Below are 14,240 nucleotides of genomic sequence, written 5' to 3' on the forward strand. Positions count from 1 at the left end.
CGTGTCTTGCTGCCGAGGGTGACGGCCGGCGGGTCTGGGCACCCTACACAACGCCAACATAGGCGACCAGGCCCGGTGCTGTCCGCATCCGGGCCGGGCGATTTCGGGCCGGGGCCGCGCCCGCACGCCTCCCGGGCGTGCGCGGCGCGGCCCCGGTACGGGTCAACCCTTCGCGGTGGTGACCGAGTTGAGGGTGACGTCGGCCATCGGGTGGCCGTCCGCCCCACCCTCCAGGGTTCCCGCCGCGGCGATCTTCTGAAGCACGTCCAGACCGCCGGTGATCTTGCCGAACGGGGTGTAGTTCGGGTCCAGCTTGGTGTCCTTGTAGACCAGGAAGAACTGGCTGCCGTTGGTGCCCGGGCCGGAGTTGGCCATCGCCACCGTGCCCGCCGGGTACGTCGCGCCGGTCAGGTTCTCGTCGGCGAACTTGTAGCCCGGGCCGCCGGTGCCGCCCGGGGCGGTGGCGCTGGCCGTCGGGTCGCCGCACTGCAGCACGAAGATGCCGCCCGTGGTCAGCCGGTGGCACTTGGTGTGGTCGAAGAACTGCTGGCCCGAGAGGAAGGCGAAGGAGTTGACCGTGTGCGGCGCCTTGGCCGCGTCCAGGGTGAGCGTCACCTTGCCGCAGTTGGTGTCCAGGGTCGACGTGTAGGTGCCGGTGGCGTCGATGCTCATCGCCGGCTCGGTCTGCCACTGCTTGCCGTTCGGCGCGCCCGGCGCCGGGTCGGTGCAGCCCTCGACCGGCTTGCGGGTCGGGGCGGTGGGCTCCCCGGTGGCGGTCGGCGCGGCCTGCGCGGTGGAGGACGAGTCCTTCTTGTCCTCGGAGTCGAACGCACCCGTGCCCACCAGTGCGCCGCCGCCCGCCAGCACCACCACGGCGAGCGAGGCCCCGATGATGGTGTTGCGGCGCCTGCGCGCGGCGTGGGCCTCGGCCCGGCGCTGCGCCTGGCGCTCGTACTTCTCGCGGGCGAGCTGCCGCCGCCGCTGTTCGCTGGTGACCACAGGCCGTGTCTCCTACATATGCGCTGGACTTGTGTACGGATGCTGGAGCGGATCATCGCATCCATCGATGGCCAAGTGTAGGTACCGCGGCTGTAAGAACGCGGTGAACCTGTCAGGACGAGTGGTCCTGTCACCCCTATCTGGTTCGCAACCGGACCCGGACCGCCGGTAGGCTGCGCTTACACCACCTCGTGTAGCCGCATCCCGTAGCCGCCACTGCCGACCGAGTCACGAAGGACGCGCGTGTTCATCGCCGGATTCCCCGCTGGAGCCTGGGGCACCAACTGCTACCTGGTCGCTCCGGCGCCGGGCGAGGAGTGCGTCATCGTCGACCCCGGCCACCAGGCCGCCCACGGCGTCGACGAGCTGATCCGCGAGCACCGGCTCAAGCCCGTCGCGGTCGTGCTCACCCACGGCCACATCGACCACATCGCCTCGGTCGTCCCGGTCTGCGGCGCCAAGGGCGTCCCGGCGTGGATCCACCCCGAGGACCGCTACATGATGGCCGACCCGGAGAGGGCGCTCGGCCGCTCGCTCGGCACCCAGCTGATGGGCGAGCTCACCGTCGGCGAGCCCGACGACGTGCGCGAGCTCACCGACGGCAGCGTGCTCGACCTGGCCGGCCTGAAGCTCACCGTCGACCACGCGCCCGGCCATACCAAGGGGTCGGTGACGTTCCGGACGCCCGGCGCCGAGGATCTGCCCCCGGTGCTCTTCTCGGGCGATCTGCTCTTCGCCGGCTCCATCGGGCGTACGGACCTCCCGGGCGGGGACAGCGAGGCGATCATGCAGTCGCTGGCCCGGGTGTGCCTGCCCCTCGACGACGCGACCGTGGTCCTCTCCGGCCACGGCGGACAGACCACCATCGGCCGTGAGCGCGCCACCAACCCCTACCTCAGGCAGGCGGCGGGAGCGCAGGGCGCTCCGGCCTTCCCGCGACGAGGAATGTGACGGAAGAGAAGTTGAGCACCTTCACCGCCCCCAAGGGCACCTACGACCTGCTGCCCCCCAGCTCCGCGACCTTCCTGGCGATCCGCGAGCGCCTCAGCGCGCCGCTGCGCCGGGCCGGCTACGGCTACATCGAGACCCCGGTCTTCGAGGACGTCAAGCTGTTCTCCCGCGGTGTCGGCGAGTCGACGGACATCGTCACCAAGGAGATGTTCTCGCTCACCAAGCGCGGCAGGGAGGACCTCGCGCTCCGCCCCGAGGGCACCGCGTCGGTGGTCCGCGCCGCCCTGCAGGCCAACCTGCACAAGCTGGGCAACCTGCCGGTCAAGCTCTGGTACTCCGGCTCCTTCTACCGCTACGAGCGCCCGCAGGCCGGCCGCTACCGCCAGTTCGCCCAGGTCGGCGCCGAGGCGATCGGCGCGGAGGACCCGGCGCTGGACGCCGAGCTGATCATCCTGGCCGACGACGCCTTCCGCTCGCTGGGCCTCGCCGACTACTCGCTGCTGATCAACAGCCTCGGGGACAAGCAGTGCCGGCCGCTCTACCGCGCCGCGCTGATCGAGTTCCTGGCCGGCCTGGACCTCGACGAGGACACCCGCCGCCGCGCCGAGATCAACCCGCTGCGGGTGCTGGACGACAAGCGCGACTCCGTCCAGGCCCAGCTGACCGACGCCCCCAGGCTGCGCGACTACCTCTGCGAGGAGTGCAAGGCCTACGACGAGAGGGTCCGCGAGCTGCTCACCGCCGCCGGCGTGCCCTTCACCGACGACCCCAAGCTGGTCCGCGGGCTGGACTACTACACCCGCACCACCTTCGAGTTCGTGCACAACGGCCTCGGTGCGCAGTCCGCGATCGGCGGCGGCGGCCGCTACGACGGCCTCTCCGAGATGCTCGGCGGCCCGGCGCTGCCGTCCGTCGGCTGGGGCCTGGGCGTCGACCGCACCTACCTGGCGATGGAGGCCGAGGGCGTCGTCCTCGACCTGCCCTCCACCACCTCCGTCTACGCCGTCGCCCTGAGCGACGAAGCGAAGAACGTCCTCTTCGCCAAGGTGGTCGAGCTGCGCCGCGAGGGCGTCGCCACCGACCTCGCCTTCGGCGTCAAGGGCATCAAGAACGCGATGAAGTCCGCGGACCGTTCCGGCGCCCGCTTCGCCGTGCTCGCCGGTGACCGGGACCTCGCCGACGGCGTCGTCCAGCTCAAGGACCTGACCACCGGCGAGCAGAACCCCGTCGCCCTCGACGCACTCGTCACCACCCTGAAGGAGAAGCAGCTGTGATCCGCACGCACGACGCGGGCACGCTCCGCCCGGAGCACGCAGGCACCACCGTCACCCTGGCCGGCTGGGTCGCCCGCCGCCGCGACCACGGCGGCGTGGCCTTCATCGACCTGCGCGACGCCTCCGGCACCGTGCAGATCGTGGTCCGCGACCTCGACTCGGTGCACGGCCTGCGCGCCGAGTACTGCGTCAAGGTCGTCGGCGACGTCCGGGTGCGCCCCGAGGGCAACGAGAACCCGGACATCCCGACCGGCGCCGTCGAGGTCGTCGTCACCGAGATCGAGGTGCTCTCCGAGGCCGCCCCGCTGCCCTTCCCGGTCGCCGAGTACGAGCCCGGCACGGTCAACGAGGAGGTCCGGCTCCGCTACCGCTACCTGGACCTGCGCCGTGAGGGCCCGGCCAAGGGCCTGCGGCTGCGCTCGAAGGTCAACAACATCATCCGCCGGGTGATGGAGGAGAACGACTACCTCGACATCGAGACGCCGTACCTCACCCGCTCCACCCCCGAGGGCGCCCGCGACTTCCTCGTCCCGGTCCGCCTCCAGCCCGGCCACTGGTACGCGCTGCCGCAGTCGCCCCAGCTGTTCAAGCAGCTGCTGATGGTGGCCGGCATGGAGCGGTACTACCAGATCGCCCGCTGCTTCCGCGACGAGGACTTCCGCGCCGACCGGCAGCCGGAGTTCACCCAGCTGGACATCGAGGCCTCGTTCGTCGACCAGGAGGACGTCCTGGCCCTCGGCGAGAAGATCGTCGGCTCGATCTGGCGCGAGGTGCACGGGTACGAGATCCCGAACCCGCTGCCCCGGATGACCTACGCGGACGCCATGGCCCGCTACGGCTCCGACAAGCCGGACGTCCGCTTCGGCCAGGAACTCACCGACCTCACCGAGTACTTCAAGGGCACCGAGTTCCGCGTCTTCCAGGCCCCGTACGTCGGCGCCGTGGTCATGCCCGGCGGCGCCTCCCAGCCGCGCAAGGCGCTCGACGCCTGGCAGGACTGGGCCAAGGCGCGCGGCGCCCGCGGCCTCGCCTACGTCGTCATCGACGCCGAGACCGGCGAGCTGCGCGGCCCCGTCGCCAAGAACCTCTCCGCCGAGCACCTGGCCGGCCTGGCCGCCGCCGCCGGCGCCAAGAACGGTGACGCGATCTTCTTCGCGGCCGGCAAGCAGCGCCCCTCGCAGGAGCTGCTCGGCGCCGCCCGCCTGGAGATCGGCCGCCGCTGCGAGCTGATCGACGAGTCCCAGTGGGCCTTCCTCTGGGTCGTCGACTTCCCGATGTTCGAGCCGATCGAGGACGACAAGGGCGAGTTCCAGGGCTGGCACGCGGTGCACCACCCCTTCACCGCCCCGACCGCCGAGTCGCTCGCCACCTTCGACACCGACCCGGGCTCGGCGCTCTCCAACGCCTACGACCTGGTCCTCAACGGCTCGGAGCTGGGCGGCGGTTCGATCCGTATCCACCAGCGGGACGTGCAGAAGCGGGCGTTCGACGCGATCGGCCTCTCCGAGGAGGAGGCGGCCTCGCAGTTCGGCTTCCTGCTGGACGCCTTCAACTACGGCCCGCCGCCGCACGGTGGCGTCGCCTTCGGTCTCGACCGGATCGTCACGCTGCTCGGCGGGTACGACACCATCCGGGACGTCATCGCGTTCCCGAAGACGTCCACCGGCGGCGACCCGCTGACCGGCGCCCCCACGCCGATCACTCCGGCGCAGCGCCGCGAGGCCGGCGTCGACGCCCAGCCGAAGGTCCGCGAGGACGCGAAGGCCGACGCCAAGTCCGAGGCCCAGCCCAAGGCCTGACGTCCAGTCGGCTAACCTTTCACGGCCCCGGACGGCGCACCTGCCGTCCGGGGCCGGTCCACAACGGTGTGCGACGGAGAGAGGCTTCCCCCCATGAAGGTCAGCACCAGAGTCGAGTGTCCGGACGACGCGCCCGCCACCAGACGGGTCCACATGGCCGCGTTCCCCGGCCCCGACGAGGCCGACCTGGTGGACGCGCTGCGCCGCGACCCCGCCTGGCTGCCCGGCCTGTCGCTGGTCGCGGTGGAAGAGGCCGGCCTGGTCGTCGGCCATGCGCTGCTCACCCGGCTGCGGGTCGGCGACGGCCAGGGCCTGGCGCTCGCGCCGGTCGCGGTCGCGCCGGAGTGGCAGCGCAAGGGCGTCGGCGAGCTGGTCGTCCGGGCCGCGCTGGACGCCGCCGAGGTGGCGGGCGAGAAGCTCGTCGTGGTGCTCGGCGACCCGGGCTACTACGGCCGGTTCGGCTTCCTGCCGGCCCGGCAGCACGAGGTCGCCGGCCCGTTCGAGGTGCCGGAGGCCTACTTCCAGGCGCTCGCCCTGCCCGCGTACGACGGCGGTCCGCGCGGGCTCTGCCGCTACCCGGAGCCGTTCGAGGCCGTCTAGGGCGCCCGGTCGGCGCCGTTCCTGCAGGCGGGACTCCCGCCCGGCGGGGGGCCGACCGTCGCCCGGCAGCTCTGCACGAACGCGGCCATCGCCTGGGTCAGCTCCCGCTCCTTCGGCCAGTACAGCCCGACCAGGCTGGGGCTCAGCCCCCGCACCGGCCGGTACGCGACATCCTCCCGCGCCGCCAGCCGGCTCATCGTCTCCGGGGCGAAGCCGATGCCCTGGCCGCACACCACCGCGGCCAGCCACTCGTCGGTGTTGTGCGCCACCGCGCCGATCCGCACCGGCCGCCCGTCCCGCTCCCGGACCGCCAGCCAGTAGTCGCGCCAGTGCCCGGCCTCGTGCGGTATCGCCACGAAGGGCTCGTCCAGCAGGTCCTCGAAGTCGATCACCGCACGCCCGGCCAGCCGGTGTCCGGCCGGCAGCGCCGCGCACCGCGGCTCCTCGCCCAGCACCGCGACGTTGTAGTGCTCGGACATCGACGGCGGGGCGTGCCAGAGCGTCAGGTCGATCTCCCCGGTGGCCAGCCCCGAGGTGGGGTCGAACCAGTTGTTCTGCCGCAGCTCCACCTGCCAGCCGGGCATCCGCCGGGTGAAGTCCGCCACGGTGCTCCGGGTCATCACGTTGATCGTGCCGCCCTCGAAGCCCACCCGCAGCGTCGAGCCCTGCTCGGCCGCCGCCGCCCTGGTGGCGCGCAGCGCGTCGTCCCAGTCCGCCAGCATCGGGCCGGCGTGCTCGGCCAGGGCCCGGCCCGCCGGGGTCGGTGCCATGCCCCGGCGGGATCGCTCGAACAGCTCCACCCCGAGCAGCGCCTCCAGCTGACGGATCTGCTTGGTCAGCGTCGGCTGGGAGACGAACAGCCGGGCCGCGGCGGCGGTCAGCTGCCCCTCCTCGCAGACCGCGGCGAAGCTGCGCAGCAGTCGGGTGTCCACATCCATGCCCCAAGGTTATGGAACGGGATATTGGACCGGCCCGGCAGGTCTGCGACAAGGTTGATCACTCGGCCCTCGGGCCGGCCCACGGGGGAGTCCGGCAGCGGCGGTTCAGGGGGCCGCCGCTGCCGCTTTGCCCCCCGGCCTGCGGGCACGAGGCGCAGCGCCTACGGTGAGTGGTCATCAGCACTCTCCGGACGGAGGCACCCAGGTGGCAGTCAGGCCCGAGCGTGACCGAGCCCGCCCTCCGGAGCGACTGCCGAGGAGGCCGTACGAGCGGGAGCTGCTGCGGCTCCAGAACGAACTCGTGAAGCTCCAGGAGTGGGTGCGCGCCGAAGGCGCCCGGCTGGTGGTCGTCTTCGAGGGGCGCGACGCGGCCGGCAAGGGCAGCGCGATCAAGCGGGTGACGGAGTATCTGAACCCGCGCATCGCCCGGGTCGTGGCGCTGCCCGCCCCCACCGAACGCCAGCGCGGCCAGTGGTACTTCCAGCGGTACGTCGAGCAGCTGCCCGCCGCCGGGGAGATCGTGCTGTTCGACCGCAGCTGGTACAACCGGGCCGGGGTCGAGCGGGTGATGGGCTTCTGCACGGATGAGGAGTACTGGCAGTTCCTGCACCAGTGCCCGATGTTCGAGCGGATGCTGACCGAGGCCGGCATCCTGCTGCGCAAGTACTGGTTCTCGGTCAGCGACACGGAGCAGCAGCTGCGCTTCCGGGGCCGGCTGGAGGACCCGATGAAGCGCTGGAAGCTCTCGCCGATGGACGTCGAGTCGATCACCCGCTGGGAGGACTACTCGCGGGCCAAGGACGAGATGTTCATCCACACCGACATCCCGGACTCGCCGTGGAACGTGGTGGAGAGCGACGACAAGCGGCGGGCCCGGATCAACATGATCGCCCACCTGCTCTCCACCCTCCCGTACCGCGAGGTGACCCCGCCCCGGATCGAGCTGCCGCTCCGCCCGCGCCCCCGGGGCTACCAGCGGCCGCCGCGCGACCTGCAGAAGTACGTGCCGGACCACGCGGCGGGGATCGGATAGCGCCTCCTCCGAACGGCCCCGCGGCGTTGCCGTCGGCGGTGCCGGAGCGTGCGATGGACGTGCCCGTGAACGCGCGGACGCCCGCCGCGGCGCCCGCCGGACGTCAGGAGACCCGCCCATGTTCGTTCGCACCGTCTACGCGACCGGTGACCCGGCCAGGCTCGACCGGACCCTCGAGGGGCTGCGCGCCGAGGCAGTCGGCCTGCTGTCCGCGCAGCCCGGCTACCGGGGCTACGGCCTCTTCGCCAACCGGGAACTCGGCATCATCACCATGGGCTCCTGGTGGGAGAGCGAACAGGCGGAACGGGACAGCGACGCGCAGCTGCGCGGGCGGCGCGCGGAGCTGCTGGCGCCGTTCGGGGGGACGGCCACCCAGGAGCGCTGGGAGGCCGTGGTCGCCGCCCGGCCCGCCCAGGCCGGCCCGGGCTCCTGGTTCCGGCTGACCAAGTTCGACCTCGGCCGGGCGCAGGCCGACCGGGTGGCCGCCGCGTTCCGCGAGGGGGCGCTGCCCGCGATGCAGCGCATCGACGGGTTCCTCGGCGGCTCCATGCTGATCAACTCCGAGGACGAGCGCGGTGCGGTCGGTCTTCTCTTCGCCGACAAGGCCGCCCTGGTGGCCTCCCGCGGCCCGGTCGCGGAGGCCCGGACGCGGGCCGTGGCCGCCGGCGGCGCCGTCCTGCAGTCGCTGGAGGAGTTCGAGGTCATCCTGCTGGACCTTCCGCAGCAGCCGTAGCGGTCCCGGCCGGGCGGGGCTGTCGGCGCCCTCGCATAGGCTTCCGGTGTGGACGAACCGGACCTCTTCACCGCCGCCGCCGAGGAACGCCAGGCCAAGGAGCCGGGCCGGGCCCCGCTCGCCGTACGGATGCGTCCGCGCACCCTGGACGAGGTGGCCGGGCAGCGGCAGCTGCTGAAGCCCGGCTCGCCGCTGCGCCGCCTCGTGGCCGGCTCGCGCGGGCCGGCGGCCACCAGCTCGGTGATCCTCTGGGGCCCGCCCGGCACCGGCAAGACCACGCTCGCGCACGTGATCAGCCAGGCCGTCGAGGGGCGTTTCGTCGAGCTGTCGGCGATCACCGCGGGCGTCAAGGAGGTCCGCGCGGTCATCGACGGCGCCCGCCGGGCGGTCGGCATGAGCGGCAAGGAGACGGTGCTCTTCCTGGACGAGATCCACCGCTTCTCCAAGGCCCAGCAGGACTCGCTGCTGCCCGCGGTGGAGAACCGCTGGGTCACCCTGATCGCCGCGACCACCGAGAACCCGTACTTCTCGGTGATCTCCCCGCTGCTGTCGCGCTCGCTGCTGCTCACTCTGGAGTCGCTGACCGACGAGGACATCCGCGCCCTGCTGCGCCGCGCGGTGGCCGACGAGCGTGGCCTGGGGGGCGCGCTGGAGCTGTCCGGGGAGGCGGAGGACCACCTCGTCCGCCTGGCCGGCGGGGACGCCCGGCGGGCGCTGACCACGCTGGAGGCGGCGGCCGGGGCGGCGCTGGAGAAGGGCGAGGCGACCATCACCCTGGCGACCACCGAGACGGCGGTCAACCAGGCGGCCGTCCGGTACGACAAGGACGGCGACCAGCACTACGACGTCGCCAGCGCGCTGATCAAGTCGATCCGGGGCAGCGATGTCGACGCCACCCTGCACTACCTGGCCCGGATGATCGAGGCGGGGGAGGACCCGAGGTTCATCGCCCGGCGGCTGATGATCTCGGCCAGCGAGGACGTCGGCCTGGCCGACCCGACCGCGCTGACCACGGCGGTGGCGGCGGCCCAGGCGGTGGCGCTGATCGGCTTCCCGGAGGCGCGGATCATCCTCTCCCAGGCGGCGATCGCGCTGGCACTGGCGCCCAAGTCCAACGCGGCCTACCTGGCGATCGACGCGGCGCTGACGGACGTCCGGCAGGGCCTGGCCGGCGCGGTGCCGCCGCACCTGCGGGACGCGCACTACGGCGGCGCCGGCAAGCTCGGGCACGGCCAGGGCTACCAGTACCCGCACGATCTTCCGGAGGGCATCGCGGCGCAGCAGTACGCGCCGGACGCGGTGCACGGCAAGGCGTACTACCAGCCGACCCGGCACGGCGGGGAGGCCCGGTACGCGGACATCGTGGAGTGGACCAGGGGCCGGCTCAGGGGCGAGTGACGGGCGGGGAACCCGCCGCGAAAGCTGCGGGTATACTCGTGCGGAGTGCCGTGTCCCGGGACGGCGGCAGGGGAGACCCTGACCGACCGGCCGCACCAGCGGGGCACCGGCGGTAGACCCCTCGCGGGGTCTTCAGGAGCGTCGCGCACCGTTTCGGTGTCGCGTGCAGCCCACCAACCCCGGTTCGGTGGGCCACTCGTGTGCAAGCACTTCCGTGCCCGGCCTCGGAGAACGGCTGACCACACTGCCCGTGGGCGGTGCGGTTTTCCTCCGGACCGCGACGAGCGACCTCCGTCAACACCTGGTGAAGCCGTATTCGTAAGCAAGGAAGGTTTGGTTCATGGCGAACCAGAAGCGTCCCAAGGTCAAGATCGCGCGTGCGCTCGGCGTGCCGCTGACCCCGAAGTCCGTCAAGTACTTCGAGGCCCGCCCGTACCCGCCCGGCCAGCACGGCCGTGGCCGCAAGCAGAACTCGGACTACAAGGTCCGTCTGCTCGAGAAGCAGCGTCTGCGCGCCCAGTACGACCTGAGCGAGAAGCAGATGGCGCGCGCGTTCGACCGCGCCAAGAAGGCCGAGGGCAAGACCGGTGAGGCGCTCGTCGCCGAGCTGGAGACCCGTCTGGACTCCCTGGTGCTGCGTTCGGGCATTGCCCGCACCATCTACCAGGCCCGCCAGATGGTCGTCCACGGCCACATCGAGGTCAACGGCGGCAAGGTCAACAAGCCGTCGTACCAGATGAAGCCGGGCTTCGTGGTGACTGTGCGCGAGCGCAGCAAGGAGAAGGTCCCGTTCCAGGTCGCCCGTGAGGGTGGCTACGCGGGCGAGGGCCAGACCCCGAAGTACCTCGAGGTCAACCTGAAGGCCCTGGCCTTCCGCCTGGACCGTGCGCCGCAGCGCAAGGAGGTCCCGGTGATCTGTGACGAGCAGCTCGTCGTCGAGTACTACTCGCGCTGACCCGCGAGCGGTACGCCTGCCGTACCCAGCGAGCCCCCGCCGCCTTTCGAGGCGGCGGGGGCTCGCCCCTTTGCTGCTCGTCTCCGGGTGCTCGGACCCGGCGCCGACGCTCATCGCTCCCTCCTGCGTCGGTCGCTTCATCGGTCTCTCGCTTTCGGCACCGGTGCGTCCTTCGGCTCGGGGCGGGACCGGGCCGCTCGGATGCCCTCTCAGATGTCCTCGCCGGTCATCGCGGCGGTCAGCCGCAGGTGCGGGCGGGCCTCCTCGGGACGGCCCTGGCGCTCCAGCGTCCGGCCGAGCATCAGCCGGGCGTAGTCCTCGGCCGGGGCGGCGTCGAGGATGCGGCGCAGCTCCGCCTCGGCCCGGGAGAGCTGGGCCGAGTGGTAGTAGCTGCGGGCCAGCAGCAGCCGGACCGCGAGGTTGGCCGGCTCCTCGGTGAGGACGCCCTCCAGCATGCGGGCGGCGTCGGAGTAGGCCTTGGACTCGAAGTGGAACTTGGCGAGGCGGTACTCGTCGGCGGCGGTGTGGATGGCCACGGCTGCTCCTTCCGGGTCTGCTCGGCGGCCGGTACCGGTGCGACGGCGCCGAGTGGTGCTGCCCGGTTGAGCAATGGACAAGTTTCAACTATTCCTGACCGGTGACGGGCGGGGCGCCGGCGGCACCGGGAAGGGGCCGGGCAGCGGCCCCGGGCCGTCCGCCCGGCCGTCGCCGCCGAGGGCGCGGTGGACGGCGGCGTCGAGGTCCAGCCGGGTGCCGCAGTCGAACCAGTCGGTGAACTCCTGCCCGGTCAGGCCGGCCCTGGCCCGCTCCTCGCACTCCCGGTGCGGGCCGTTGAACGTGCGCGAGCCGAAGAACGGCTTGCCCACGGCCTGCCAGATGCGGTGCGCGGCGCCCTGCAGCACCCGGGCCTCGCGGAGGTCGCCCGGCTCACCCGGGCCGGCCGGCGCGGTCTCCAACAGTGCCAGCAGGTCGATCGCCAGCACGATGCCGAGCAGGTCGCGGAAGAGGTGGCTGAGCCGGACGCTCTTCCGGGCCTGCGCGCGGGCCGGCCGGATGTCGCCGTTCAGCCAGTGCGAGTACGCCAGCGCGTACAGCCCGTACGCGTACGCCCACTGCTCGCCGTGCTCTTCGCAGTGCTCGCGGACCTGGCCGAGCCAGAGGTCGCCGCTCTCCTGGTCGCCCTGGAAGAGGTAGGCGATGCCCAGCTCGAACATGGCCATCAGGACGTTGCTGTTCAGCTCGCCGATGGTCCGGTAGTGCCAGAGCGCCTCCTCGAACAGCTCGGCGGCGCGGGCCGGCTCGTCGCCGATCAGCGCCGCACAGCCCTGCCGGTGGACGGCGTAGGCGAGCGCCCGGTCGTCGCCGGTGTCCAGCGCCTGCCGGCGGCACTCCTCCAGGGCGGGGCGGGCGGAGACCAGGTCGCCCTGGAGGGTGGCCATGTAGCCGGTGACCCAGAGCGCCTTGGCGCGGGCCTCGGTCGGCTGGGGGTCGAGGGCGAGCGCGCGGTCCAGCCAGTGCCGGCCCTCGCCGAGGTGGCCGCAGCCGACCCAGTAGAACCAGAGCGTGCCGGCCAGCAGGAGGGCGAGCTGCTCCTCGCCCGGTTCGGCGAGGCAGAACTCCAGCGCCGCACGGAGGTTGGGGTGGGCGAGCCCGGTTCGCTCGGCGGTTTCGGCCTGCCGGGGGCCGAACCACTCGACCTCGCCCCAGGTGGCCACGCCCAGGTACCAGTCGCGGTGGCGGCGCAGCAGCCGCTGCTCCTCGCCGGCGGCGCGCAGCCAGTGCCCGCCGTACTCGCGCAGCGTGTCCAGCAGCCGGAAGCGGACGCCGACGGCGCTCTCCGCGCCGGTCCGGCCGGGAGGTGCCTCCAGCCGCATGACCACCGACTTGTTGATCAGCTCGGTCAGCAGGTCGAGCAGCCCGTCCGGTTCGAGGCCCTCGCCGGCGCAGACGTACTCGGCGGCCTCCAGGTCGAAGCTGCCGGCGAAGACCGAGAGGCGGGCCCAGAGTAAACGTTCCTGCACGGTGCAGAGCTCGTGGCTCCAGCCGATCGTCGTCCGCAGCGTCTGATGGCGCGGCAGCGCCGTTCTGGACCCGCCGGTGAGCAGCCGGAAGCGGTCGTCCAGCCGGGCGCTGATCTGCTCCACCGACAGCGCGCGCAGCCGGCCGGCCGCCAGCTCCACGGCCAGCGGGATGCCGTCCAGCCGGCGGCAGAGCTGGGCGATCCCCTCGGCGGTGGCCGGGGTGATCTCGAAGGACGGCAGCACCGCCCGCGCCCGGTCGGCGAACAGCCGCACCGCGTCCGGCAGCACGCCGGGGCGGACGGCGCCGACCGGCAGCGGCGCCAGCGTCAGCAGGTGCTCGCCCGAGGTGCGCAACGCCTCCCGGCTGGTGGCCAGCACCCGCAGGCCCGGCACCGCCCGCAGCAGCGTGTCGGCCAGCTCGGCGCAGGGCTGCACCAGGTGCTCGCAGCCGTCCAGCACGATCAGCAGCCGGCGCCCGGCCAGCTGCTCGGTCAGGACGTCCAGGGGCGCCCGGGCGGTGCCGTCGGTCAGCCCCAGTGCCTCCAGCATTGCGTGGCCGAGCAGCAGCGGGTCCTGCACCGGGGCCACCTCCACCAGCCAGGTGCCGTCCGGGAAGGCGTCGGCCGCCCGGGCCGCCGCGCGCACCGCCAGCCGGCTCTTGCCCACCCCGCCCGGCCCGGTCACCGTCACCAGCCGGGAGGCGGCCAGCAGCCCGGCCAGGGCGGTCAGCTCCTCCTGCCGCCCGACGAAACTGGTCACCTCCGCGGGCAGCCGGCCGGGCGCCGGTGTCCGCCGCGCCGCCGTCCCTCTCGGCTCCGCTGTCGAGTCGCCGGCCAACCGCTGCTCCCGGGTCCGGGCCCGGACCCTCACGGCCCGGACGTCGCTCGGACCGCCCCGGCGACGGCCCGCCCGGTGGAACGAGGTGACCAGCCGGAGGTTACGCGCACGGCTCGCACACCCGACCGGATCGCGGGAGCCCGACGGGCGACAACCCGGTCGGGAAACCCGGCGTCGGCGCGATAGGGTTCCCTCGGAGAACAGCAAGGCGAGGGAGCGCACAAGGTGTCCGTGGGAGAGCTGGCCGGGTTGCTCGTCGCCGTCTTCTGGGCGGTCCTGGTCACCCTGCTCGCCGTCGTCCTCGTCCGGCTCTCGCGGGTGCTCAAGGAGGCCACCGTCCTGGTCTCCGCCGTCACCGAACAGGCCGTGCCGCTGCTGACCGACGCGGGCGCCGCCGTGCGCAGCGCCAACGAGCAGCTGGAGCGGGTGGACGAGATCACCGCCAACGTGCAGGACGCCGCCGCCAACGCCAATGCGCTCTCCTCCACCGTCGCGGCCACCCTGGGCGGGCCGCTGGTCAAGGTCGCGGCCTTCAGCTACGGCGTCCGCAAGGCCGTCGCCAAGCAGAACGGCACCCTGACGCTGCCCACCCAGCCGGGCGAGCGCGAGGAGCTGGCCCGGCTGATCCGGGCCGAGGTGCGCGCCGCGACGGCGCCCAGGAGCGGCCTGCTCGCCCGGGTCCGGCGTGCGGTGAGGGGCTGA

Annotated in this window: 13 protein-coding genes; 9 read left to right on the forward strand and 4 right to left on the reverse strand. The window is 72.9% G+C overall.

What is annotated here, in order from left to right:
• Positions 1-162: 162 nt before the first annotated feature.
• Positions 163-999 (reverse strand): peptidylprolyl isomerase, encoded by an 837-nt coding sequence (locus tag OG286_RS31355; RefSeq protein ID WP_405359263.1) that lies wholly within the window; start codon positions 997-999, stop codon positions 163-165.
• A 243-nt stretch (positions 1,000-1,242) separates the two neighbouring features.
• On the opposite strand from OG286_RS31355, the gene OG286_RS31360 reads away from it, so the two are divergent.
• From OG286_RS31360 to OG286_RS31375, 4 genes are all read left to right on the forward strand, one after another.
• Complete coding sequence (locus OG286_RS31360; protein ID WP_396321681.1) at positions 1,243-1,950, forward strand: MBL fold metallo-hydrolase; 708 nt, start codon at positions 1,243-1,245, stop codon at positions 1,948-1,950.
• A gap of 11 nt (positions 1,951-1,961) precedes the next feature.
• Complete coding sequence (gene hisS, locus OG286_RS31365; protein WP_396321680.1) at positions 1,962-3,224, forward strand: histidine--tRNA ligase; 1,263 nt, start codon at positions 1,962-1,964, stop codon at positions 3,222-3,224.
• Positions 3,221-5,023, forward strand: coding sequence for an aspartate--tRNA ligase (gene aspS, locus OG286_RS31370; RefSeq protein ID WP_396321679.1), 1,803 nt, complete (start codon positions 3,221-3,223; stop codon positions 5,021-5,023). Before hisS ends, aspS begins: the two co-directional genes overlap by 4 nt.
• Positions 5,024-5,116: 93 nt before the next feature.
• Complete coding sequence (locus OG286_RS31375) at positions 5,117-5,623, forward strand: GNAT family N-acetyltransferase (protein WP_396321678.1); 507 nt, start codon at positions 5,117-5,119, stop codon at positions 5,621-5,623.
• On the opposite strand, the gene OG286_RS31380 is transcribed toward OG286_RS31375, so the two are convergent.
• Positions 5,620-6,561, reverse strand: coding sequence for a LysR family transcriptional regulator (locus OG286_RS31380; RefSeq protein ID WP_396321677.1), 942 nt, complete (start codon positions 6,559-6,561; stop codon positions 5,620-5,622). The genes OG286_RS31375 and OG286_RS31380 overlap by 4 nt on opposite strands.
• Positions 6,562-6,766: 205 nt before the next feature.
• Here OG286_RS31380 and ppk2 point away from each other — a divergent pair, with 205 nt between their 5' ends.
• From ppk2 to rpsD, 4 genes are all read left to right on the forward strand, one after another.
• Positions 6,767-7,594: a polyphosphate kinase 2 gene (gene ppk2 / locus OG286_RS31385; RefSeq protein WP_396321676.1), complete on the forward strand. Its 828-nt coding sequence runs from the start codon at positions 6,767-6,769 to the stop codon at positions 7,592-7,594.
• Between the two features lie 118 nt (positions 7,595-7,712).
• A complete protein-coding gene (locus OG286_RS31390; protein WP_396321675.1) occupies positions 7,713-8,327 on the forward strand; it encodes an antibiotic biosynthesis monooxygenase in 615 nt (204 codons plus the stop codon).
• A 48-nt stretch (positions 8,328-8,375) separates the two neighbouring features.
• Positions 8,376-9,725, forward strand: a complete 1,350-nt coding sequence (locus OG286_RS31395; RefSeq protein WP_396321674.1) for a replication-associated recombination protein A — start codon at positions 8,376-8,378, stop codon at positions 9,723-9,725.
• A 340-nt stretch (positions 9,726-10,065) separates the two neighbouring features.
• Positions 10,066-10,680, forward strand: coding sequence for a 30S ribosomal protein S4 (gene rpsD / locus OG286_RS31400; RefSeq protein WP_063346792.1), 615 nt, complete (start codon positions 10,066-10,068; stop codon positions 10,678-10,680).
• A gap of 209 nt (positions 10,681-10,889) precedes the next feature.
• Here rpsD and OG286_RS31405 read toward each other — a convergent pair whose 3' ends face one another.
• Positions 10,890-11,216, reverse strand: a complete 327-nt coding sequence (locus OG286_RS31405; RefSeq protein WP_405365927.1) for a tetratricopeptide repeat protein — start codon at positions 11,214-11,216, stop codon at positions 10,890-10,892.
• An 84-nt stretch (positions 11,217-11,300) separates the two neighbouring features.
• Positions 11,301-13,460 carry an ATP-binding protein gene (locus OG286_RS31410; protein WP_396321672.1) on the reverse strand — a complete coding sequence of 720 codons (2,160 nt, stop codon included), beginning with the start codon at positions 13,458-13,460 and terminating at the stop codon, positions 11,301-11,303.
• A 303-nt stretch (positions 13,461-13,763) separates the two neighbouring features.
• Between OG286_RS31410 and OG286_RS31415 the strand changes: the two genes are divergently transcribed.
• A complete protein-coding gene (locus OG286_RS31415; RefSeq protein WP_396321671.1) occupies positions 13,764-14,240 on the forward strand; it encodes a DUF948 domain-containing protein in 477 nt (158 codons plus the stop codon).

Origin of the sequence: Kitasatospora sp. NBC_00039, assembly GCF_045160625.1 — a bacterium.
Lineage (GTDB): Bacteria > Actinomycetota > Actinomycetes > Streptomycetales > Streptomycetaceae > Kitasatospora.

Bases quoted from the DNA above. Each gene is read 5' to 3' on its own strand.
- OG286_RS31375 (WP_396321678.1), top strand. From the start codon at position 5,117: ATGAAGGTCAGCACCAGAGTCGAGTGTCCGGACGACGCGCCCGCCACC.
- OG286_RS31380 (WP_396321677.1), bottom strand. From the start codon at position 6,561: ATGGATGTGGACACCCGACTGCTGCGCAGCTTCGCCGCGGTCTGCGAG.
- rpsD (WP_063346792.1), top strand. From the start codon at position 10,066: ATGGCGAACCAGAAGCGTCCCAAGGTCAAGATCGCGCGTGCGCTCGGC.
- OG286_RS31390 (WP_396321675.1), top strand. From the start codon at position 7,713: ATGTTCGTTCGCACCGTCTACGCGACCGGTGACCCGGCCAGGCTCGAC.